Raw genomic sequence first — 23,728 nt, forward strand, 5'->3', positions numbered from 1 at the left:
AGTTTTACTGATTAGAAGTGAAAATAATTTTTGTTAATTCAGCGAGGGGATCTTCGCTATCGACTTCGATATCATTTTGACCGATACTACGTGAGCTTAAACCATTTGGAAAATTATCCTCTTGATAGATAATACGGAAGGTATAGATATCACCTTTGGAGCTGATGAGTCGGCAATCAATAATGCCATCATAGCTTTTTGCCATAGAAGTGAAACGACTTACGCTTTTGGATAGCTTAAGGCTGCGGTCAGTCTTATTAAACCAAGAGTCATTAAAATCGGATAAATCGATACTGAGTGCACAGGCATGAATACCATTTTTAACCTTAAGGCTTTCTTTTGCGAGCCAATCACCAATGGGACCACTAATAGCTGTAGCAGTATTGTTTTGAGCCTTACTGATGCCCGTAGTTCTTTTTCCAGTCTCTTGGAAGTGTTCTTTGGCGAGTACTTTGCCATCGGTTGTTCTAATTAAAGCTAAATCCGCAGAGATATCATAGCGAGTGTATTTTCCGAATTTGCCTTTTTCTTCACCTTTAGCACTGATTTTCATAGTGAAAAAAGAATTTTGACTAGTCGATATGGAGAAATCATCTTTTAGGATTTTTGAGGAGATGCGATCAGTGAGGACTTGCTCGATGGAGTTACTATTGACTTGCTGTATAGCAATAGGAAGTTTCTGCTTGATAACATGTGTAGTGACTTCCCTTGAATTAACTTGACGCGGGCTTTTGTCACCGGCTTCTGAAATAGAAACGGTATTAGTCGTGCTACAAGAAAATAAGAAGAACAGGATGGATAGAGTGAGGATATGTTTCATTTTTAATGTCTCCAAATGATTAACGCACACGCGTCATTTTTTTAAGTAAAATAAAGCCGATGATGAGCGCAAATAAAATACCTACGCCAACAGCAATGATCGTGAATAAATTTTCAACGAGGAAACGCTCGCCTTTTTCGACAATTTTTTCTTCAGTTGTTTTCTTGAGTGCGACGGGCTTAATAGATTCCTTGCTAATGAAATCAGTCCAAATGATTTCACCTGTGCTTAAATCTTTGATTTCACCTTGCAGATTCAGGGCTGATTTATCACCAGAGTTATTGACTTGGGCACGGCCTGTGAAGAACGCGAGTTTAATGTCAGGCGTCTTGTTGCCAACGAGGTAGGATGAAATGTAGTTAAGGTCGACTTGTCCTCCTTTGAATTCACCGAGATCGCGTAACACTCTGCGCATGAGGTGACGACGGTCGTTGGATACCGTATCGAAACGATGAAAGGACATCAAACCCATAGTTCTCGAACTAAGCTTCGAAATCAGAATGTCCTCTAGGTTTTTATTCCCAGATTCAAAAGGTGCCACAATGACTTTGTATTTACTGTTGATTTTACTTGCCAGGCTATTGGCCATCTCATCGGCAGCTTCAAAAGCGAGTTTTTGACTCGTTGTATCTAGAGCTGAGTTGGAGGTATTTGAATTAGGCTCGATATCATAGAATTCACCTTCAAGGGTTTTCTTGAAGTACATACGTCCATCTAAGCCACTGAGCATGATGGTGAGTTTAACTAATGTTTTATTAGCCGTTTTTTCTACGCCGCGAACTTCGCCAGAGAGGATGGCGTCAACTGGATAGGCCTTAGCAATTGCTTTGCGCGTCTCAGCGGTAAGTGAATTGGCCAAAGTTTTATCATGGAGGACTTTTTTCCAATCGTGGGGATTAGTTGTGTAGAATACATACTTTGATTGGTGATTCGATAATTCGTCTGAGATGATATCGTAAAGTTTATGCTTATCGTTAAAGAAAGGCAGAATAGCAATATTTTTGACATCAAAATCTTTGTTGAGCAATTTACCTGCGCTGTAGGCTGCATCCTCGGCAGCTTTTTCGATTTTGGAGTCAAATTCGAAAGCTTCAACTTGTGAATCTTCAGAAGGGTAGGTGACATCGATAAAAGATGAGGTGACAATTTTCAGTGATTTGATATCGTAGAGGTAGAATTGTAAAGCAACTCGAACACGACCATGTTGTCCAATTACTGAGCGAACTTTACCTTTGACAATAGCTTGGATTCCTTGGAATTTAGCATCTTCAATTTTAACTAAAGTTTCGGGATCAAATAGGTCGTCGTAACCATCGGCAGCAATATTGTATTCTTGAGATATAGCATCCCATTCTTTACGATCACGGGTAAAGAATTCGAAGTCAGTACTTGTGCCGGGGAGTTTTGCAGAAATGATGTCAGATAAATTAAAGCGATCATTTTCTAAAGGAATGAAAGCGACTCTTTTGTATTGACTGGAGAAATCCGCTATTTTGGCAATGATTTGTTGTGCGGCAATTCCGGTTGCCTTGTCAATTAGAATAGTGTTGGCCGTCATCGGGCGATTACTCGGCTGGGAGCTTTTGACCTGGGGACTAAAACTGAAGTAGCCCATGAGCGAGGAGTGCTCCCAAGGAGTTTGCTGTTGTTGAGTCGAGGAAACCACATCGCCACGGACTTTTTTAAACATTTCTTCAATGCTCAAGGGCTCGTGGATATGTTTAAGCAGTGCCGCAGTATAAGGAGAGTTTCTGCCATTGACGGAATTGATGGCGATATTGCCTGGGTTGGTAGCAAAAGCGATGTAGGAACCTGTGGGGGCTTTCATCTCCTTGAAAGTTCCCTGAAGTGCTGTCTTAGTGCCAGCGAAAGAGCGAGTGAGTTTATTGCGGCAAGCATCGACGATAATAATATTGACACGTGTTTTTTTCTGTTCCATGACCGAGAGAATATTATTAACGGGAATGAGATCACTTGCACTGAGGGCATTGATAGGAGCCAGGCAGTTATTATCTTTATATTGAATACCATGTCCTGAGTAGTAGAAGAGCACTTCGTCGCCTTCGTTCAGTTTATTGGCGAACTCACGAATCGCACTTTTGACATCACTACTTGTGGCATCGGTACGAAGAACAATTTCGAAATTCGAGGCCTTTAGTACTTTTGCGAGATCTTTTGCGTCGTTATTGGGGATTTCGCCTAAGTTGCCTTGTTCTGCGGGGTAATTACCGCAGCCAATGACTAATGCCACGCGTTTGGCATGAGTTGTCAGGCTGATAAAGAATAAAATTAAAAGTGGAAGAATTTTTTTTGCTGACATGGTTACCCTCTCATATTGTTGATGTATAAAAATAGTTTTTCTAGTTGTATATACAAAGCATTCAAAAGTTCTGGCCGATGATTTAGCTTTGATTTAATCATCTTTAAACGCTCATTTAAGTTTTGTGTTGAAGGTATTTCGAGCCTTATGAACTTTTCTGACAAATAATCATAAAAAATGTCAGAAAAAGTTTTTTATGACGAATGAGCTTTAGTCAAAAACAGTTTAAGCAATAAGCTAAAGTGTTATGTTTATGAGAAAGTTAATTTACGAGGAGCTTGGTTATGGGATTATTTAGTGATAAATGCGACTGCGGCGCGAAGGTGAAAAAAGCTGCAAGATTTTGTAATACGTGTGGCAAGGGAGCTCCCGGAGGCTGGGTAAAGTGTTACTCTTGTGGGAAGTGGGTAGGCAATGAATCAAAGCATTGCGCTCACTGCAATTACGATTTGAAGCCTGAAGAGCGTGGTCAGATTTATGATAATAAATTCAGCAAAGATCCCACCCTTTTACTCTCTAAATTAGATTTAAAATTTTGTTCAGCGCGAACTGAGTCTGGTTTGACCCTGGATACCGGGCAGATGGCCTTTGTTGTGGATGGAGATGAATCCTCACTTGTGGAGTCTGGCAATCTAGATGTCAAATCTTTGGCAAAAATAGGGGCTCATGCTTGGTTGCTTAACCTAGATCTGCTCGTGGTGCCACTTTGGGCGGAGAAAGTTCAAAGTGCCGACCTCATGGAATTTGATGTCTATTCGGAATTGATTGTGACTTGGGATCAGCAAGCACTTAGTAAAAATGGTATTGAACTACTCGCAAGCAAAGAAAACTTGAGTTTAGAGCAAGTGAAAGAACTGGTCTCCAAAGCCGCCAAGGATGTATCTCTCAAACTGGTGAGAGCATATAAACTGAGTGAATTATTATTTAATCCTCATGAACGCATCAACTTTGATACTGAATTACAAAAAGTAATTAGGCTTGAACTCTCACGCTTAGGTTTGAGAGTGATACATTTTGCTGTGCCTCAGTTGGAAGGCAAGGAAATGCGCCAGGCAATGGCGAGAGAAAAAGATAAAGTTGAAGCGGCCAAAGAACTCGAATATAATCTGCGTATGCGTGAGATCCTCCAAGAAGATAACTTAGATCAATTAAAATCTGAAGATGAAGTCAAGGAATACGCGGCACAATTAGCCAATCAATTCGATATTAAACAAGATAAACGCGATCACGATTTAAACTTACTTCAGCAAGTTCATCGCCACGAAATCGATGGCAAAGAACTCGGTTTTAAATTGGCGGAAGAAACTAAGATTAAAGAGCACAACTTAGCAATGGCAACCAAGGAAATGGCTTTTGATGATAAAGCCAAAGATCATCAGATTAAACAAGATAAGAAGCAATTGAATTTCGATGTGGAAGAATCGGAGAAATGGCTTGATGTGAAGCGAAAGAAAAACGCTGTCAGCCGTGAAGATGAATTTGCCCGCCTAGAAAAATATAGCAAGTTCGATCTTCAAAGTCTAATTGCCGCACTTCCTAAAGCTCAGGCCGAGAACTTAGTGAAATTCAATCAAGCTAATTTGCGTGAAGGTCAACCCGATGTGGTGATCTTAGAAATGATCAATCGTTTTCCAGAGATGGAGTCAATCTTAAAAAATAAAATGACCCCGGATGCAGATTTACTTGCCAAGCTCAGCGATTTTTTGAAAAGTAAATCCTAGGAAAAAGATGTCCAAAGATATAGATATGAGTGTGGGTGATATGCCCACGATGAAGGGTGATAAAAAATTAAGGGATACCCCTCTTTTTATCCGCCCGTGTGGCAACACCTCCCCGCCGGAGTGAGGCGGTATAATCCCCTGCTTTTTATAGCAGACTTGGGACTCCGTCCCCATCCCTGCAAGGTGTGCCCACCTTGAGAGGCGATAAAAAATTAAAAGTTGTGGGAACTTGTCAGAAAGTCATTTATTTGACGAATGACCTTAAAATAACGAGGTGATTTTGATGAAATTAATAATGTGTTTATGCGCCAGTATTTTGATGGGCTGTACTTCAAGCTTGCAAGTCGAGGATGTCTTAGCCCAAAATGAGTACAAGAAGTTTAATGCAGTCGCCTCGCAAGATAAGCAGGCTGATGAGCTGAATGAATTGCTCGGGCTATCGAAGCAATTGGCGAAGCAAGGCCGCAATCGTGATGCAGCTCGAATCCTTCATGAACTGAGTAAAGATTATGAATCATTGGGCAATGCTTTTGAAAATGATTGTCGTAGGGAAGCCATTGTTCAGTACTGGAAAGTGGGTGATGAGGATAAAGTTCTGGAGATATGGGGAGAAATGGAAGAAGAAGTCTTTGGAGAATTCCATCAAAATGATTCAGTAGAGAAGATTGTGGCTGAGATTGTTTGTAGACGAGAAAATGCTAGACTAAATTAATGTATAAGTCAATGAAATGAGTTCTTATGTCATGAATGAAATAGAGTATTCTAGAACCGACCCGCTATTTAAGACGAGTGAGTTGAGCGAAAAGCCCTCACTACCTTTTTTAGTGAATAAGAGAACTGATACCTTCCCAAAGGAGAAATCTAGTTTTGCTAAATATAAGGGCTTAGAAAGCATTGGAGAGGGCGCTTCTGCAAAAGTTTACAAAGCCTATGATGAACAATTGGATCGTTATGTTGCTTTAAAAATACTGCGTCTGCAAATGCAGTTAGATAAAGACTCGATGCAGCGTTTTGAGCATGAGAGGAAACTGATGGCCAAGCTTTCTATCGCTGGGATTGTCCCCGTCTATGAACAGGGCAATTGTGATGGCATGGAATTTTTTGCGATGGAGTACGTGGAAGGCCTCACTTTTGATAAGTGGCTCAAGGTAAATCAGCCATCTTTAGAAAATATCTTAAAAAAGTTGGCTGAATTAGCTCAGATTATTGCAAGACTCCACGAGAAAAATATTATTCATCGGGATATAAAACCCCAAAATATCATGGTGACCAATGAAGGGGGCTTGCGTTTAATGGATTTGGGGATTGCCAAGGCGATAGATCAAGATGTGTTTTTTACCGCCCATGGCAATTTGCCTTGTACGCCGGCCTATTTGTCGCCTGAAGCGATTATCAATAAAAAGACCGATATACTAGAATTAGATTTATACGCGCTCGGCTTAGTGGCCTTTGAAGCGGTCTTTAAAAAGTTTGCTTATGATATCCAAGGTTTGCCCATAGAAGAGGCACTTACTTGTATAACAAAGAGTCAGGTACAGACTCCTAATGATCCCGACGTACCAAGTTGGCTGAAAGTCGCTATTGAGAATTTACTTGATCATGATCCACGAAAAAGAATGTCTGCACAAGAATTTCACTTAGAATTGATGAAGTATCAAGATTTGGCCAAGGGGTCTATTATTTTGAGCACCAGTCAAGGAAGTAATACCTTTAAGAAAAGCAGAATTTTGCTGGCACCAACTTTAATTACTCTAGTTGTGGCGGCTTACTTTTTCTTTGGAAAAGATTTCTTTAGCAGCCCATCAATTTCAGAAGACCTTCAAAATACTGAGATCGTAATTGAGTCCGAAGAAAAGAGTGAGCTAGAGTTAAACGATTATGCCAATTACCGTGAATTGGCCGCGGGAAGTCAGGAGGCCTTTGATCAGCAAAAGCAATTGCTTGAGGAGGGTTACCCCCTAGAATTAAGTTTAGCTAAATCGGGAATAATTTTTCGTTTAATTCCCGCAGGAGAAATTCAGCTAGGGGCTGATCTTTTACAAAACAAAAGCCCTTTTTATATGGGGAAATATGAAGTGACTCAAGAGCAATGGGATAAAGTGATGCGCAATAATCCCTCTAAGTTTAGTGGTGCAGCTTTATCTCCAGTAGAAAATGTGACTTGGTTTGAGTGCCAATATTTTATTCGTGAATTAGAGCGTTTTGAAGGTCTGGCCGAAGGATCCATAAAGTTACCCGATGAAGAGCAATGGGAATTTGCTTGTCGTGGGGGAACCAAAACACCTTTTTATAATAGTGAGCAAGCAAAAGATTTAGCGGAAGTCGCAAATTTTTATGAAAATTCTGAGCAGAAACCCTGTGCAGTGGGACAGTTTAAAGCGAATGTTTATGGGCTTTACGATATGCATGGCAATGTCTATGAATGGTGTGAGGATACTGAATCAAAAGGACAGCGATTGATAAAGGGTGGTTCGTGGATGAAAAATAGTTTCTTTTGTCAGTCTTCAGGAAAGTCATTTTTGGCTGAAGATAGTAAGAATTCTCAGACGGGCTTGAGATTGATTTTAGATTATAAGAAAAATAAAAAATTAAGGGATTAGGCGTAGCGCTCTAATCATTTAAGTTATAGTATTTAGACAGTTAGGAATAATGGGGAGTGATGATGTCCGGGGATGATATAGATGTGAGTGTGGGTGATATGCCCACTATGAAGGGCAATGATCCGCCGGTGTCGATTGATGTCAGCTTAGATGATATGGCAACCATGCCAGGAGATAATCAAGAGAAGCTTGCCATTGTTGATCGCTATGAATTATTGGAAATGCTGGGACGCGGGGCTTTTGGCGCGGTCTTTTTGGCGCGAGATACAGTTTCGGATCAGCTCGTGGCATTAAAGACACTTCCTCCCGAGCTCAGTCACTCCGCCGAAGATCTAGAAGCCGTGCGCGAAAATTTTAAATTAGTCTCTGACCTGAGTCACCCTAATATTGCCCAACTTAAATTTTTACATCAAGTAGCCGAAGTGAACAGTTTACAGGGAGGCGTTCATATAGTTAGAGGTGAATACTTAGTGGTGATGGAATATATCGAGGGATCGACTCTAAGTTCATGGAAAAAGCAGTTTTCAGATAGAAAAGTTCCTATTGAGAAAGCCCTCGATATTTGTACACAAGTAGCCGCAGCTCTAGATTATGCACATGGGAAACAAATCATTCACCGGGATATCAAGCCCGGTAATATAATGATTGAGGCAGATGGCCAGGTTCAAGTGCTCGACTTTGGTTTGGCGGCAGAAGTACGTAGCTCCATGAGTCGCCTGAGTACAGAGACGGGGTCTACCTCGGGTACACGGCCGTATATGCCTCCTGAGCAGTTATTAGGGCAAGGACAAAATCACAGTGCAGATCAGTATGCACTAGCGGTGATGTTCTATGAACTTATTTCTGGGACGGTGCCCTTTTTGCCAGTATTTGAGAGTGGGGATATGCAGCTGATTTTAGCTGTAGTGCCTAGCCAAGCAGCAGTGCCGCTCGACGGACTCAGTAAAAAAGAAAATAGAGTCTTATTGAAAGCCCTGTCCAAAAATAAAAGTGATCGCTACCCATCCTGCATGGAATTCATGGAGGCCTTTGCGGGCGGAAAAATCAAAAAAGTGCGCTCGCCGCAAAAGAAAAAAGGCAAGATCCCGATGATGGTGGCTTTTGTCGTTTTACTTACGCTTTTCTTTGCTTGGTGGGGTGTTGATGTAAAACAAAATAAACCTATAGAAATTACGAATGAAAATTCAGGGATAAATGAAGATTTAATTCGCTCTAATGATCAGCAAGAGCGGGCGGTAGAAGTCAAAGATGAAAAGCAGGACAAGCTTAGGGAGCTTTTGCGCTTAGCGCAAAGTGCCTACGATGCTAATCAGTGGGTAGAGGCCAATGGCTTTGCTCAAAAAGTTTTAGCCTTGGATCCCCAAAATAATCAAGCTAAGCAAATTCAGCAAAAAGTAGCCGATCAAATGGGGATGAATCAAGTGGTGCCAGTGAAATCGCGAGCGGAAGTTCTCTACGAGCAAGTCATCAATAGCCGTGAGATAGATAGCTCCGATGGTTTTGCTAGTCGACTAATGGAACTCCGCTCCAAATCGAAGATGGCTAAGACTTATTTAGAAGTGAAAAATTATGCTAAGGCCGTGAGTGCTTACCAAGATTTAGAGTTTTCAGTTAAGGACTATATCAAAAGCGATCTTGAACGAGATGCACTAAAATTAAAAATCGCGAAGATGAGTCAACTAAATACAGGCTTATCGAATTTTGGCGTAGTGGAATTTGATGAAGCCAAGGCAGCCGTAAAAATAGCTGAACGCTCTTTGCCAAAAGGTGATTTTGCGATAAGTACAAAGCTTTACCAAGCAGCAGAACAAAAAATCATCAGTGCGAACCAAGTGGCAAAAAAAGCCTATGAAAAAGATGAAGCTCAGCGAAAGTTAGTCGCAGAAGCGACGCGTGTGCAGTCTCAAGTACCGCAGTTATTATCCCAGCACCAGACATGGCTAGGTTATGATGAATCTAAAGAAGCCTACGCTAAAGCAAGGCAGGCCTATAGCTCAAAAAACTATGTCGAGGCAATAAAACTTTATGGCTTGTATGCAAATAAATTTAAGGCTATGAAATCCGATCTAAGCCCACAAGTACAAAAGTATTTATCGAGGGGCATGAAAGTCGTTAAAAATGCGACTTATAGCTCATTAAATGGTTTGGCTGCGGGTAGTGCCGAAATGCAATTGCGCCAAAAAGAATGGGTTGCCAAGGGTTGGCCCCTAGAATTAGAATTGGCAAAGACAGGTCTGCGTTTTCGCTTGGTTCCACCAGGAGACTTCATGATGGGGAGTCCACGTAAGGAAGAAGGGCGAGATGCAGATGAAGCTCAAAAGCAAGTGACGATTTCGAAGCCTTATTATCTGATGAAGACTGAAATCACTCAGGCTCAATGGACGAAAATCATGGGTAAAAATCCCAGTTATTTTAAAAATGCGGGCTCCAATGCTCCTGTAGAAAGTATTAGCTGGGAAGATTGCCAAAACTTTATAAGAAGACTGTCCTCTTATGAAGGTGCGATCAACATTTCCTTGCCAAGTAAAGCTCAGTGGGAATATGCCTGTCGTGCGGCGACTAAAAGTTCAATTTATAATGGCAACATGAAAATACATGGTGAGCGTAATGCACCGCTATTAGATGAAATAGCCTGGTACGGGGGTAATAGTGGAGTTACTTATGCAGGAGCTTATGATAGTAGCTATTGGAAAGAGAAGCAATACGATCACAGTCGGGCGGGTACTCACCCCGTTGCGCTAAAAATGGCAAACGCTTTAGGCATGTACGATATGCAGGGCAATGTATGGGAATGGTGTGCAGATTGGTACAATAGTGATCGTCAAAACAGAGTTTATCGTGGTGGTAGCTGGAACGATGATGCCCAGGACTGTCGTTCGGCGAATGGCTACGGCTATTCACCCGGACAAAAGACCTACGACCTTGGGGCTCGCCTGGCTTTGAGTCATTAATATTGATTTATGAAAGAGCTAAAACGGCGAAGTAATAGCTGTTTATAAGGGGGGATGAGTCCCCGTATAATAACAGCACGAACAAATGTAAGTTCTTATGATAAATGCGGGCGAGACGCCCGCGCTCCCAGGCAAGACGTTTCTTGTGAATTTAATGGATATGGCCGAAAAGTAGCTTAAAAATCCGCTTTGATACAAGTCTCCAAAATCCCAAAAAAGTGCTTTCCTCCAATGAGTTATGAGGAACTTAATAGCATTGTTGGGGCAGAGTCCCATATGTACTAAAAGCTATAAATACCTCCGGCGGGCGGAGATCCTCCGCGGGCGGACTAGCTTCGCAAAAAAAACTAAAATTTCTGAAGGTCCCTAGCATTAAGGTAAGCGTCAATTGAGCTGAATATTTGAATGCCTATTTCGAAAAAAAGTCTATTTCTTCCAGTTTTGTGGTAGGAGTTCCATTAAATTTTCTTTTGGGTGATCAATGATTCTCCTGAGCACATCCTCTAAGTATTCTTTTGGATTGATACCCAGCTTACGACAAGTCTGGATTAAGGAGATGATATTGGCAGCCGCTTGGCCGCCTTTTTCACTGCCGAAGAAAAGCCAGTTTTTTCTACCAATAGTAAGCGGACGAATAGCGCGTTCACTCACATTGTTATCTATGCGAGCATCCGGATAAGCAAGAAAAGCTTTAAATGCTTCTTGCCGTTTAAGTAGGTACTCCATTGCCGTTTTGAGTTTGCCTTTGGGCTCACATGCTTTGTAGTAATGATCTTGAATCGTCTTTAATAGAGCTTCAACAAAAGGCTTTGTTTTCCTATTGCGAAAGCTCTGTCGCTTTGCCGAAGTACCAAGCGCCCAAGCATCCTGTTCGAGTTCAAAGAGCTTATCCATCAAAATAAGCACTTGTTTACAGAATTCGTTTGGATTGGGTGTGTCAAAAAACTTACGCCTGGCATGAGCCCAGCAAGCCTGCCAATCGATACCATCAAGCTTATCCATTTTTTCATACGCAGCAAAAGCATCGGCATGAAAAACTCCTTGAAAGTCTTTCATTCGATCTAATGTATGGGAGTGTGAACGGTCTTTGGTGAATTCGAACCAAACGAGAGGAGGGTCTGGACCATCGCCGCCGACATAAACCCAAATCCGACCTTCTTGAAGCTTACCTTTACCTTTTGTTTGAAGCTTAACAGGGCTGTCATCTGTAAAAACTCTTGATGAGTTTAAAATTTGATCTCGTAATAAATCACCTAAAGGTTGGAGAGTTTTTCCTAACTGGAGAACCCAGTTGGAAAGCGTTTGTCGCGCAATAGTAAGTCCATCTCGTTTGAATTGCTCTTCGATACGATAAAGAGGTAAATGGTCGGCATATTTTGAAATGAGTATATGTGACAACAAGCTCACATCAGCACGACAGCCTGTTATCGGATGGCTGGGAACTAGAGCGGAGATAACTCCTGCCTTGGGCTTATTTGGAATATTGTATTTACGTACACGAGTCTCTATGACTTTGTAACGACCATGAACATAAACAAGTTTTTCTGATGTATCGAATCCCATGAGTTTCAGTTCTACACCAGTTATGGGATCAACTTTTTCATCTTCGGGCAAATCAATGATTTTAATTTCGCGTTCAGCATTCTCAGGGAAATTGAAATGCGTAAAGGGCTTGCGTTTCTTCTTCTTTTTTAGGGTATTTACTTTGGGTTCTTCATCTCTTTCTGGTGAATTTGAATCGCCCAGATCCTTAAGGTATTCAGTCCACTCAGGAAAAGTATCTGAGTTATCAAAGACTACAGTCTCTTTTTTACGACCATACAGCTGGGCTTTTAGATAGGTGTTTTCCTCTTCTAAAAACACAACTTTTTTGGTGAGGTCTGAGATAGTTTTAGTCATGAAATAATATAGCATAACCCCATGATTTTTCAGCTATAAAACCAGGCTATTTGATCTTAAAATAGGCCCCTTTACAGCAGTGGATCATTAGCAGAAATTCCCGAAAACTAAGCTCAGTTTTAGCTTCGGACATGTCGCTAAAAGTTCCGCGCTCCAACTGTTTATTGAAAATACAAAAACCACCTTCATCCCAGTAGAGACCTTTCAATAAATTACGCCGTCGATTTATGAAAAGGTAGACATCTCCTGCAAAGAGATTTTCCAGATTACTTAACGCGGTTAAGCCATTGAAGCCTTTGCGGAGGTTCACGGGTTCGGGATGTAGTTTTAACTTACGATCTTTAAAATATTCTAACATTGTATCTCCTGGGGTAAGCCCAGACTCTAATTCAACTACTCTCCCTCGGGATATGGTTCAAATTGCCCTTTACGCATTAAGGAGCTTATGCTCCAATAAAAACAAAAAGAGCTTGGGAAAGTTGGATGATGTCGCCACTTTTTAAGTAGGCGGAATGACTCTGCTCACCATTAATGAAAGTTCCATTCGTACTATTTTCATCTTTGATTTGTATGCCATTATCATTAGAAGTAATGGAAGCGTGAAGGCCAGAGACAGAAGATTCATTAACTTTAAAAGTATCTGGTCCTTGGATATTAGAGCCGAGTAAAACTTTCTCGCCCAAGTTGATCCATTGGTAGCCATCTTGATCACAGTGTAATAAAGCCGCTTCTTTAAAGGGTTTTCTAGGGGCTTTTTGAAGAACTTGGTGAATATATTTTAATTGCTGTGTGAGTTTTTCTGGTGCGAGATTTAAAACAGTCGTGCCCCTCAGAGAGCGTCTTTGATAAATACATTCAGCCAGTAGATTTTTGAGACCTTTGGTTTTTGTTCCGGGTTCATTTTTGAGCCTTTGGTCAATTAACTGTCCTAGGCTATAGGAACTTTCTTCTTCAATTAATTGTAGCTCACGATCTCCTAAATTATTGATCACGGAGATGAATTCTAGTTCCAATTTATTAAGAAAACGAGTGCGGTGTTGATAGACCGAGTCAACACTAATTTGGAGTGTGTTTGAGACGTCCTGTACACTTAAGCCATCTAAAACATACATCGTGAAGGCTTTGTAGTGGGTAGGATCCATATCTTTGTATAATTGACGCATGGCCTGTGAAAGAATGCTCTGAAGCCAGATTAAGTCATCGTTTGCGCCCATTGCATCTGGATGAAGTTCGGGGACTTGATCTAAGTCGGCATATACGGCAGCATCGGACTGACTGATATCACGGACTTGGTTCTTGTTGTCGTGATAATCCTTTTGAGAACGAATATCCCGTTGCTTGGTTTCGCGGCGAAAGGCATCAATGGCGCGGCGTTTGACTAAGGTCTTTAGCCAAGGACGGAATTTGCCTTTTGTCTGGTCGTAATTAAAGTTTTTACACAAGTCAATGCATACTTCTTGAAAGACTTCTTGAGCGAGGCTCGGGTTACAGCCGCAGCGACGCGCCCAGCCATTGACAACTTCCCAGTAAAACTCGGTAAATTCCTCCCATACAGAAAAATCGTCTTGTTTTTGCAAACGCAAAATCATGGTCTGTTGGGTCATTTTCAAATCTTTACTCATGAAGGAAATCATTTAGAATTTGAAGAAGTGAGGGATAATTAGTGAAGCACAAGAGATGACTAATAAGGAGAGAGGAAGACCACTTTTTAGGTAATCAGTGAATTTATAATTGCCAGGTGCGTATACCATCATATTCGTTTGGTAGCCGATAGGAGTCGCAAAGGATGCTGAGCCCGCAATGGCTAAGCCAATGACGAAAGGTAGTGGAGAAACATTCATCGAGTTAGCCACGTCAACCACGATGGGGAAAGTTAGGGCTACGGCGGCTGTGTTGGTAATGAGTTCAGTCAATACCCAAGTGAATAAGCAGCATAAGAGCAAAGCAACTTGAGGATTATCTGCAGGGATAAGGAAAGTGAGGCTATGAGCGATTTGGGCGGCGGCACCACTGGTTTCTAGACCGACGGAGAGACCGAGTGCGGCTCCAATGACAACGAGGATATTGAGGTCGATAGCTTTTAGTGGAGAAGCTTGAAGGTCCTTTTGAAGAGCAATCATGATAAGTGAAGCTAAGAGAGCGGAAGTCATGATATTTATGATGCCAAGAGCCGGCAAGGCCGACATAAAAAAAGTAATGATGAGAGGGTATATAGGTGGCTTCACAGAAGTTTTTTCGGTGTTTTCAACTTCGGATAAAATAGTGAATTCAGAACTATTTTTCCAGAAGTCGACAAAAGTAGGGCGTGCAGCAATGAGTAGGGTATCACTTGCTTTTAGTTTCGTTTGAAAGAAATTGGCGAGGTCTTGCGAGCCACGGTGCAGGGAGATTACGGCAGCCATATAGCGTTGGCGGAACCAGATTTGCTCAATACTTTTTCCCGTTAAGGCGGAATTTTGTGGAATCATTAATTCATAAAGTTGGTACTCTTCATTATCGGAATCGAGATCAACTGGGATGAGGCCGGGGATGTTTTGTAGCTCATCCATGTGAGACTTTTCACCTGAGAAAGTGAGGATGTCACCACAGAGAAGAATCCAGTTACGAATATTGGTGTTAGCAGTGTTTCCCGAAGGACGACTGGCACTCATAATTACGAGACCATCAATGTGCTGAAGGTTGGTGTCTTTGACGCGTTTGCCATCGACAGGACTTACTGGGCTTACTTTCATTTTCATGATATAAGTACGAATTTGTTCCTTATCGTGACTCTCATTTTTTGGGAGTAATTGAATGGCAAAAAAGACAATCCAAATCACACCTAAGATTAAACAGAAGATAGCAATAGGAGTAAGGGTAAACATACCGAGGCCTTGATGGAGTTCCGGAATGTCGGACTGTTGCATTTTCCCATGAACAATAAGGTTAGTCGATGTGCCAATGAGTGTGCACATGCCACCTAAAGTAGTGAAGAATACCATGGGTAGTAATAGCCTAGAAGGGGAGATCGTATGTTGGTTAGCCCAGCGCTTGATAGCGGGGATGAACATCGCCACAACGGGAGTGTTGTTCATAAAAGCTGATAGAGGAGTGACGACCACGGCAATTCTGAGTGCGGCCTTTTTTTCGTTGGTTTCATTATTGAGGATTTTTTGGGAAGCATATTCGAGCCAGCCGCTATTACGAACACCTTCGGCAACAATGAAGAGTGCACCCACAGTAATCAGTGTGGGTGAACTAAAGCCAGAGAGGAGTTGTCCGCTGTAATCAATAAGTTGTTCTTTATCCATGCCGCGTTGGTGGCCATGGATGGCGGAACCTAGGAGTAGGAAAGTGAAACTTCCTCCCGCACAAACAGATGGCTGTGCAACATCTTTAAAGATAGAGAGGAACATGAGTCCAGTTAGGAGCATGGTGAAAGTTGCAAAGGAATAGAGATTCATCGAGAACATGGCGACTAGAGCAATGCCAGGAAAAATCAGGTAAGTACAAATAGGGCTGGGTTTATTCACTAGTAAGCGCCTTGATGCATTGAGTGGTGATTATGGCAATATCGGGAAGTTTGTTCTTTCCATCTTCTTGTCGTGGTTGGATGAATTGTACTCCCATAGAATGAAGTTTTTTCATTGATTCCACTAAAATCTGATTGTGCATAATACCGTTCATGCAAGGGGCAATAAGAATGGGAGTACCTTTGTGCTCGAGGCAGCCTAATGCACAAGCCGAGGCAGTAGAGAGTGCGGAATCCGCAATGCCAGTGGCCATTTTATTAATACTATTGTATGAAGCGGGGGCAATCAAAAAGAGATCAAAGGGGTAGTCTGACTCAAGGTGTTCGGCATCTGCACTTAAGGATTTGATGACCGGATTTGTAGATGTCCAATGAAGGCTTACTTCAGAGACGAAATTCAAAGAGCTTTCGCTAGCGAAAACTTGGACTTCGGCTCCGTGTTTGCGGAGTTCGCGAATAAGGTCAGGGCAACGATAAGCGGCAATGCTACCAGAGATAAACAAAGCGATTTTCTTTTTAGCTAAAGCTTTGCTATGGGGGCTTACGGCGTGATCACTTAGATTGCTTAGTGTGGGAGCTGAAAAATTCCACTCACTCATTTTGACTATCCTATTAATTTGATCTCAATATAAGACCTTGTGTGAAAGTCGCAAGCCTAGTGTGATTTGCTGAGAAGCAAAAAATAAGTAGAGCCGTATTTATATGAGTAAGGAGCTTATTTAACTACAGTTGCGGCTTCAGCATTGCCACAAAGAATGTTTTTGAGGACGCCTTCTTGGTGAAAGTCAAAAACTATGATAGGCAGTTGATTGTCCATGCATAGAGTGAAAGCCGTTGAGTCCATGACTTCAAGTTGCTTAGTAAGGCAATCTGTGTAGGAGATTTCATTGTACTTTACAGCATCATCATGTTTGGCAGGATCTTTGTCGTAAATGCCATCCACTTTTGTCGCTTTTAAAACGACTTCAGCATTAATTTCATTGGCGCGCAATGCAGCCGTGGTGTCGGTAGAGAAAAAAGGACTACCAGTTCCAGCAGCAAAGATCACAACGCGACCTTTCTCTAAATGTCTGACGGCTTTGCGTCGGATATAGGGTTCGCAAATCTGTTGCATAGCAATAGCAGATTGAACGCGAGTGGGGATGCCAAGACTCTCCAAGCCATCTTGAAGAGCCAGGGCATTGATGCAAGTAGCCATCATTCCCATATAGTCACCTGTGGTACGATCCATGCCTTTGCGAGAAGCGCTAAGTCCGCGGAAGATATTTCCTCCGCCAATAACAAGAGCCACTTCTACGCCCATATCGACAACTGATTTAATGGCCTCGGACATTTCTTGAACAATGGCGGGGCTAATGCAGTTGTCGTCAGAGCGAAGTACTTCGCCACTGAGCTTGAGGATGATTCGTTTATATACAGGTGGCATAGGCAATGTCTACTTACCGATCTTACACATAACGAAACGTTTTACAGTCGCTTTAGGGTAAGCTTGGCTGAAAGTAAGTTTGTCATCCATAATCCAAGGTTGGTTGACGAAGCAAACATCTTTGAACCATTTCTGAACAGAACCATTAATGATTTTGTCAGCGATTTCAGGAGGTTTGCCTTTAGCTTTTTCAGCAAAAATAGCTTTTTCTTTTTCGATGTCTTCAGCAGGAACGCCAGAATCATCAACATAAGAAGGATTGAAAGCAGCGATGTGCATACATACAGACTTGAGGCCTGCAGCGTCAATTTCGCCTTCAACGTCAACGATAACACCGATACGACCATTGCCGTGGATGTAACTTTGAAGTTGACCTTCAGAAGTCCAAGATTGAGCATTAACGATCTGCATGTTTTCGCCGATTGTAGCAATCATTGTAACAAGGTCGTCTTTTTCTTGCTCTACGAGCTCAGCAGTAACTTCGCCGTTTGAGTCTTTCGCAATAGTTTTTTCAAGAAGTGAAGATGCGTAGTCACGGAAACGATCAGTGTTACCTACGAAGTCAGTTTCACAAGAGAGTTGAGTGATAGCAGCTTTGTTGCCTTTAACTGTAGCAACAACTACACCTTCGTTAGCTTCGCGACCGGCTTTCTTAACAGCCTTTGCTTGGCCTCTTTTACGGAGGATTTCTACAGCTTTGTCGAAATCGCTGTCAGATTCGATGAGTGCTTTTTTGCAATCGAGCATGCCACAGTTAGTAGCTTTGCGGAGGGCAGCAATATCTTTAGCAGAAATAGCCATGTGTTTTTTCCTTAAGTTTTGTTTATGCGACCCGAAGGTCGCACGAGATCAAAAAGTGCTTACGCTTCTTTTTTAGGAGCGGCTTCTTTCTTAGCTTTAGCAGGAGCGGCTTCTTTCTTAGGAGCAGCTTCTTTTTTAGCTTTAGCAGGAGCGGCTTCTTTCTTAGGAGCAGCTTCTTTTTTAGCTTTAGCAGGAGCGGCTTCTTTCTTAGGAGCAGCTTCTTTTTTAGCTTTAGCAGGAGCAGCTTCTTTTTTAGCTTCAGGAGCAGCGGCTTCTTTCTTAGGAGCGGCTTCTTTTTTAGCTTCAGTAGGAGCAGCTTCTTTAGCTTCAGCATCTTTTTTAGCTTTAAACGCTGCGTCTTTCTTAGCTTTCTCAGCTTTGATTTTCTCAGTTCTCTCAGCTTTAAGTTTGTCAGATCTTTCTCTGTCAGCTTTCATTTTTTCTGCTTTGTCAGCTTTAGCTTTCTCAGCTTTGATCTTGTCTTCTTTAGCTTTTTCAGCAGCTTTTGCGTCAGCAATACCTTTACCCGCAACAACAGCAGCACTGAGTTGGTCGAAGATAACTTGTACAGAACGTACTGCATCATCGTTACCAGGAATACCGTAATCAACGTCATCTGGGTTGGAGTTTGAGTCGAGGATAGAAACGATCGGAATACCGAGAGAGTGAGCTTCTTTAATCGCGATGTGCTCTTTGTTGATGTCTACTACGACTACAACTGCAGGAGGACGCTGAAGGTCAGTGATACCAGAAAGAGAGTTTTCGAGTTTCGTTTTTTCACGACGAATTTTAGAAGCTTCTTTCTTCTTCATTTTGTCGAGAGAGCCGTCTTCTTCCATTTTCGTGTATTTCTTAAGCTTAGCAACACTTTTACGAATAGTAGTAAGGTTAGTAAGAGTACCACCTAACCAACGGTAAGAGATGTAGTGCATATTACTAGCTTTTGCCGATTCTTCCACGATTTCTTGTGATTGACGCTTAGTACCAATGAAGAGTACATCGCCGCCTTCAGCAACTGTTGAATAGAGGAATTTACAAGCATTATTAAGAGCAACCATAGTTTTGCTCAGATCGAAAATGTGGATACCGTTTCTAGAACCATAAATGTATGGTTTCATTTTTGGATTCCAACGACGGGTTTGGTGGCCGAAATGTACGCCGGCTTCAAGGAGGTCAGTAATTTTGATTGACATATCTCTTCCTATTGGTTTTTGAATGCTTTGTGTTTGGAGTCAAGCACTCGAGTTAAATTATTTTTTAGTTGGGTTGGATTACTTAGCAGCTTTATTTAAAGCAAGTGCAAGACGTGATTTTTTACGATCAACAGTAGGTTTTTTCATAACGCCTTTTTTGGCGGCTCTATCAAGTGCAGAGAAACAAACTGTGAGAGCTGCAGTAGCTTCTTCGATTTTGTTTTCTAGAAGTAGAGCATTGAACTTCTTGTCATAAGTAGCGATAGCGCTTTTACGAGCTTTGTTACGAGCTTGTTTTTTCGCATCGGATCTTATATGTTTTTTCGCAGACGGTGCGTGTGCCATATTTAAATTCCTAATTTGTTATATAATTATGCTTGCCTAATGTCCAGAGACAAAAGGTCGCGGAAAATAGTGGTTTTTCCTTGACTTTCAAGCTTGTAAAATACTTTTTTTTGAGAGGATGAAAAAGAGCACATTCTCGACTTGAATTTACGGGCAAGTTAATGAGCTCTTATAGCTATATTTTTATGCTGACTTGCAAGTTAGTCTTTCGTGTGCTTTTTTAACTTGACTATAAAACATCAGTTAAGGATTTGTATGAAATATTTATTTAGCATTTTTTTTATTGTAGCGACACTAACAGTAGAGGCTGAAAGCACTGTTGCTGAGCAGGCGAACCTGCTTTTTCGAGAGCGCTGCACGGCGTGTCATTTAGATGATGGTTACGGACTTAAATCAATGAAAGTTGCGTCAATTGCGGGTCTGCCTCGCTGGTATGTAACTCAGCAATTACGGCATTTTCGCGATGGCAAGCGTGGGGCAGATGCCGCTGATACTGAGGGACAGATGATGCAAAGTATGACGCAGACTTTGGATGATAAAAGTATCGCTTTTTTGGGTAAACATGTGCAGAGTATGCGACCATTAAAAGCACGTCGAACTCTCAAAGACGGGGATAAAACTCTTGGAGAGAAGCTTTATCAAGCTGATTGCGCCTCCTGTCATGGCGATAAAGCAGTAGGTGTACGCAGTAAATTAGCACCACCTTTGAACGTGCAAATTGATTGGTATTTACAGGGGCAAATGATTAAGTTTAACAAGGGTATACGCTCACATCACGGAGGGAAAAACCCGACAGCAGCGCAAATGAAAGATCTTTTAGCCTATCTCTCCACTCTTAGCAAAGAAGAAGTAAAAGAGAAGTGATAAGCTAAGATTTTAGTATTAGCTCCTGACTAAAATCACCATGAAAAAGAGATTAAAAATAGCAAGGCCATCACTTACTTTTGTTCACTGTGATTGACGTGATCTTTATGATAATTAATGAAGGTTCCCAGTCCTAGCAGAATGAAACTTAGGATGATATAAGCCCAGCCATTTAAATGCTGAAAGAGATGATAAAAACTCTTGAGAATGGCTAGTGCAAAAAATAAGAGCGTGATGGCTTGGGCTTGAGCATTTTTAAAATAAAGTATACTGGCAATAGATATAAAAATCATGATGATTTGCAAAGTCATTAAATTTGGAGCGCTTAAGGCCCCGAGGGCAATCATCATGGCGGAGCATGTTTGTAGGCCTTGTGACTTGGTACTGAGTCGATTGATGAAGAGCAGAAATAATCCTGCAGGAATAAAAAGCATAAGTTGAGTGTCCCAATTAAAGAGCTCGATATTCCAGTTTTCTGGTAGCAATTGATGGGCTTTGGTCGCCAAGACAAAAGCGAGTGCAATGAGGCTAATTGCATGTTGACGCCAGCAAGACCATGCGAAAATAACGGCAAAAGCGGCAAGGAAATAGATGAGATTTTGAATGAGGTAAAACTCGCTAAAGAGATGATTGTAGATGAGTGCATTGAAGTAGAAGAGCGCCATGTACAAAAGAGGACTCCAGCGATGTTTTACAGCTAAGTAAAGGATGAAAAAGCCACTAATGAGTAGAGTGTTAAAAGGGCTAAAAGTATTTTGTAAGTGCTGATAAGTAGCTTCGTTGAAGTAGACCAAAGCAAAAGGGAGCAAAGCTAAGAATCCCACAGCTTTTGATCTCGTGAAGTAATGGTCGATGCCAATGAAACTGAGTAAACACAGGCTAGGGATGAAATCATAGAAGCTATAAGTTACGCTAAAGATGTAGGCCATGGCCCAAACATTTAAAGAACTTAGTATGAAGCTTAATGCGTAGAAAATTCTTTTGGAGTAATCATCTTGGGTGACGGTATTGAAGTTGAGGTAAGACACAAGCAAAGCAAAATTCATGAGATTTAAAGCTTGGCGCCAAATTTGTCCTACTGTTAGGGCCTCCTCAAAATGTGTGGCCACTAAGCCAGGCATGATAAAATTTATATAAGTGAGAAAAAGCAGTCCGATAGTTTTTCGCGGACCAAAATTTATCTGAGCATAACGTTTTAAGAGATGAAGTTTTAAAGCGGTGAATGCGAATAATCCGCAGCCCATGAGAATTCCTAGGGAGGCGTTATCGCAAGCGATGGTATTTAATAGCAGGCCATTGGCCATGAAAAATATACCCAGAATGATAGTTAGAGCCGTGGAGGAGAAGCTCCGTTTTATTTTCAAAAAGGCATACATCGCTAAGAGCATGAGTTCATAGAGAGCAATGGAAAGAATGCAAAATATTTTTTCATTGAGGGCATCACTAGTAAGAATGGGGGTCATGACTTGAAATAAACCCCAGATGATAGAAAGAGCACTCAGGCAGTAGAGACTGCTTCCCCCTGTATCCTTTATGAAATTCAGAAAATAAGTTTTAAAACGATCTTGGTCTAATTCTATGCTGTTCATCACGAGCTCCTTTTTGGCTGATTAAATTATCATAAGCTATCATTTACTGTTATTCAATATTTTGGAGGTTATTTTTTTAATTTTGTTTTTTCTTGTTGTTTATTGAGCTCAACTATTGCATACTGAAAATAAACTATGTAGAGTATTTGAAAGTAAATGATAGTTAAAGGAAGTTAGATGAGCTCAAGTCCACAGTGGTATACGATTAAGCAAGCCGCAGAATATTTATCGATAGGAGAGCCAACGCTTTATCGTTGGATGCGTGATAGTAAGATCACGGTGAGAAAAGTAGGGGATTCAACACGATTTTTACAGGAGGATTTAGATTCCTGTATTCAAGTGATTCCTAGTAAGAAGGATGTGGAAAAGCTGAAAAAGTTGTGCTCTAGCTGCCATAGCGAAGACATTGTAAAAGGCAATTTTAAGAGCACAGGGAAAAATTATTTTGCTCCGGAGAAGTCAAAGTTTTGGACTTTCAAGGATTCCAACGTGGGGAGTAGTGCGTATATGTGCTGTAACTGCGGGGCAATTACACTTTTTGGTGATACTGAAAAATTAGAATCACTAAGAATACCAGATAAAAAAGAGGACTGATCTGGGCACTTAAAACAAAAAAGGGAGTTAAGAAATGAAGCATTTATTATTATTAATTAGTCTATTCTCATTCAGTAGTCAAGCATGTGTTAATTCATCTTACTCGAGGCTTGATGAGAAGAAAATAACGAATGAAATGATTTTCTTAGCCCTTGGTCAGTTTGCTCACCGCAGCGAATCTTTTTACCTCTTTCACGAACAAGCCAGTTTAGAGAAACTCAGAAATGAGCCAGAGGATTTTGAGGCACGCAATGATTTGGCCGTCGCCTATATAAAATTAGCTAAGTATACAGAAGCAGAAGCTGAATTAGATCACAATGAAAAACTTCATCCCGGAAGATATGAAACAGCAGCGAATTATGGAGTGCTTTTTAAGAAAAAGGGTGAGTATGCGAAAGCCGCAAAGTTCATTGCGCAATCCTTAGGAATTAAGCCAGAAGGCCACATGGGTTTAGGTGACTATTACCTTAAAATGTGTGAGTTCTTAGTAAATGAGGAAATGGAGCAAAATTTTCTGGGCGTAAATTATATTGAGCCCCCCGTGAAATCTGCGGCGATCGCAAATAAAGAATATATTGTAAGCCTCATCAAAAATGATTATGCCTTTGCCGATGCTTATTATATCCTTGGAGATATTTTATACACCGAGGGAAATCTCCAGTTAGCCATACATGCCTATGCAAAAGCCGGCTCACTCAATCCTGTGTTACCCATACGAGAACGTTATGCTTTGATCCGTAATGAATGGCGCGAGCAGAGAAGTTTTATGCAGGTGGTGGAAGATCGTTTTAGTTTAAGAAGGAAGCTAGATCGTCGAGTGAATGGCGCGGAGCGTTGGGGCGAAAATTTTAAATTGACAGAAGAGCAATTAATGCGAAGTTCGCAAAGGATTTATGAATTTGGGGAGATTTTTAATGAAATGGAAATCCAAGGAATGAGTCGTGTCGCGTTGTTAGAAGTGGGCACTTACCTAGGTTTTCAGTTCCCCGTATTTTTAGTTTTGTTTGTTATTATTGCGGCATTGCTCATAGGCTTAAAGATTGCGAGTGATCAGCGCAAGAAAAGGAAAAATTTGGACCAAGAAGAAGCGTGAA

The 23,728-nt window shown here is 41.4% G+C and carries 19 protein-coding genes; 7 read left to right on the forward strand and 12 right to left on the reverse strand.

Annotation, left to right across the window (positions count from 1 at the left end):
* Nucleotides 1–4 precede the first annotated feature (4 nt).
* The gene (locus PQO03_RS01500; RefSeq protein WP_274150707.1) at nucleotides 5–820 is read right to left on the reverse strand and encodes a hypothetical protein; all 816 of its coding nucleotides are present in this window, start codon (nucleotides 818–820) and stop codon (nucleotides 5–7) included.
* A gap of 19 nt (nucleotides 821–839) precedes the next feature.
* Nucleotides 840–3,140 carry a caspase family protein gene (locus tag PQO03_RS01505; RefSeq protein ID WP_274150708.1) on the reverse strand — a complete coding sequence of 767 codons (2,301 nt, stop codon included), beginning with the start codon at nucleotides 3,138–3,140 and terminating at the stop codon, nucleotides 840–842.
* 284 nt (nucleotides 3,141–3,424) lie between these two features.
* On the opposite strand from PQO03_RS01505, the gene PQO03_RS01510 reads away from it, so the two are divergent.
* The 4 genes from PQO03_RS01510 to PQO03_RS01525 all read left to right on the forward strand — a co-directional run bounded on the left by PQO03_RS01510 (nucleotide 3,425) and on the right by PQO03_RS01525 (nucleotide 10,412).
* Entirely contained in the window at nucleotides 3,425–4,861 is a 1,437-nt protein-coding gene (locus PQO03_RS01510) for a zinc ribbon domain-containing protein (protein ID WP_274150709.1), read from the forward strand.
* A gap of 283 nt (nucleotides 4,862–5,144) precedes the next feature.
* Nucleotides 5,145–5,573, forward strand: a complete 429-nt coding sequence (locus PQO03_RS01515; protein ID WP_274150710.1) for a hypothetical protein — start codon at nucleotides 5,145–5,147, stop codon at nucleotides 5,571–5,573.
* 31 nt (nucleotides 5,574–5,604) lie between these two features.
* On the forward strand, nucleotides 5,605–7,461 hold the full coding sequence (locus PQO03_RS01520; protein WP_274150711.1) for a bifunctional serine/threonine-protein kinase/formylglycine-generating enzyme family protein: 1,857 nt from the start codon (nucleotides 5,605–5,607) through the stop codon (nucleotides 7,459–7,461).
* 62 nt (nucleotides 7,462–7,523) lie between these two features.
* Nucleotides 7,524–10,412 carry a bifunctional serine/threonine-protein kinase/formylglycine-generating enzyme family protein gene (locus PQO03_RS01525; protein WP_274150712.1) on the forward strand — a complete coding sequence of 963 codons (2,889 nt, stop codon included), beginning with the start codon at nucleotides 7,524–7,526 and terminating at the stop codon, nucleotides 10,410–10,412.
* A 426-nt stretch (nucleotides 10,413–10,838) separates the two neighbouring features.
* Here the strand turns inward: PQO03_RS01525 and tnpC are convergent, their stop codons facing one another.
* The 9 genes from tnpC to rpsT all read right to left on the reverse strand — a co-directional run bounded on the left by tnpC (nucleotide 10,839) and on the right by rpsT (nucleotide 19,587).
* Nucleotides 10,839–12,311 carry an IS66 family transposase gene (gene tnpC / locus PQO03_RS01530; protein WP_274150713.1) on the reverse strand — a complete coding sequence of 491 codons (1,473 nt, stop codon included), beginning with the start codon at nucleotides 12,309–12,311 and terminating at the stop codon, nucleotides 10,839–10,841.
* A 46-nt stretch (nucleotides 12,312–12,357) separates the two neighbouring features.
* Complete coding sequence (gene tnpB, locus PQO03_RS01535) at nucleotides 12,358–12,669, reverse strand: IS66 family insertion sequence element accessory protein TnpB (RefSeq protein WP_274150714.1); 312 nt, start codon at nucleotides 12,667–12,669, stop codon at nucleotides 12,358–12,360.
* Nucleotides 12,670–12,754: 85 nt separating this feature from the next.
* Nucleotides 12,755–13,933 (reverse strand): sigma-70 family RNA polymerase sigma factor, encoded by a 1,179-nt coding sequence (locus PQO03_RS01540; protein ID WP_274150715.1) that lies wholly within the window; start codon nucleotides 13,931–13,933, stop codon nucleotides 12,755–12,757.
* Between the two features lie 12 nt (nucleotides 13,934–13,945).
* Complete coding sequence (locus PQO03_RS01545) at nucleotides 13,946–15,823, reverse strand: SLC13 family permease (protein ID WP_274150716.1); 1,878 nt, start codon at nucleotides 15,821–15,823, stop codon at nucleotides 13,946–13,948.
* Complete coding sequence (locus tag PQO03_RS01550; RefSeq protein WP_274150717.1) at nucleotides 15,816–16,421, reverse strand: flavoprotein; 606 nt, start codon at nucleotides 16,419–16,421, stop codon at nucleotides 15,816–15,818. Before PQO03_RS01550 ends, PQO03_RS01545 begins: the two co-directional genes overlap by 8 nt.
* Before the next feature lie 116 nt (nucleotides 16,422–16,537).
* Nucleotides 16,538–17,248: a UMP kinase gene (gene pyrH / locus PQO03_RS01555; RefSeq protein WP_274150718.1), complete on the reverse strand. Its 711-nt coding sequence runs from the start codon at nucleotides 17,246–17,248 to the stop codon at nucleotides 16,538–16,540.
* Nucleotides 17,249–17,257: 9 nt separating this feature from the next.
* Nucleotides 17,258–18,049, reverse strand: coding sequence for a translation elongation factor Ts (gene tsf / locus PQO03_RS01560; protein ID WP_274150719.1), 792 nt, complete (start codon nucleotides 18,047–18,049; stop codon nucleotides 17,258–17,260).
* 59 nt (nucleotides 18,050–18,108) lie between these two features.
* Nucleotides 18,109–19,242: a 30S ribosomal protein S2 gene (gene rpsB, locus PQO03_RS01565; RefSeq protein WP_274150720.1), complete on the reverse strand. Its 1,134-nt coding sequence runs from the start codon at nucleotides 19,240–19,242 to the stop codon at nucleotides 18,109–18,111.
* A 78-nt stretch (nucleotides 19,243–19,320) separates the two neighbouring features.
* On the reverse strand, nucleotides 19,321–19,587 hold the full coding sequence (rpsT, locus tag PQO03_RS01570) for a 30S ribosomal protein S20 (protein ID WP_274150721.1): 267 nt from the start codon (nucleotides 19,585–19,587) through the stop codon (nucleotides 19,321–19,323).
* A 255-nt stretch (nucleotides 19,588–19,842) separates the two neighbouring features.
* Between rpsT and PQO03_RS01575 the strand changes: the two genes are divergently transcribed.
* A complete protein-coding gene (locus PQO03_RS01575) occupies nucleotides 19,843–20,451 on the forward strand; it encodes a c-type cytochrome (protein ID WP_274150722.1) in 609 nt (202 codons plus the stop codon).
* A 74-nt stretch (nucleotides 20,452–20,525) separates the two neighbouring features.
* Here the strand turns inward: PQO03_RS01575 and PQO03_RS01580 are convergent, their stop codons facing one another.
* Nucleotides 20,526–22,040 (reverse strand): hypothetical protein, encoded by a 1,515-nt coding sequence (locus tag PQO03_RS01580; RefSeq protein WP_274150723.1) that lies wholly within the window; start codon nucleotides 22,038–22,040, stop codon nucleotides 20,526–20,528.
* A gap of 177 nt (nucleotides 22,041–22,217) precedes the next feature.
* Between PQO03_RS01580 and PQO03_RS01585 the strand changes: the two genes are divergently transcribed.
* Nucleotides 22,218–22,634, forward strand: a complete 417-nt coding sequence (locus tag PQO03_RS01585) for a helix-turn-helix domain-containing protein (RefSeq protein ID WP_274150724.1) — start codon at nucleotides 22,218–22,220, stop codon at nucleotides 22,632–22,634.
* A 34-nt stretch (nucleotides 22,635–22,668) separates the two neighbouring features.
* On the forward strand, nucleotides 22,669–23,727 hold the full coding sequence (locus PQO03_RS01590) for a tetratricopeptide repeat protein (protein WP_274150725.1): 1,059 nt from the start codon (nucleotides 22,669–22,671) through the stop codon (nucleotides 23,725–23,727).
* The last annotated feature ends 1 nt before the right edge of the window (nucleotide 23,728 follow it).

This window comes from Lentisphaera profundi, from assembly GCF_028728065.1.
Taxonomy (GTDB): Bacteria; Verrucomicrobiota; Lentisphaeria; order Lentisphaerales; family Lentisphaeraceae; genus Lentisphaera; species Lentisphaera profundi.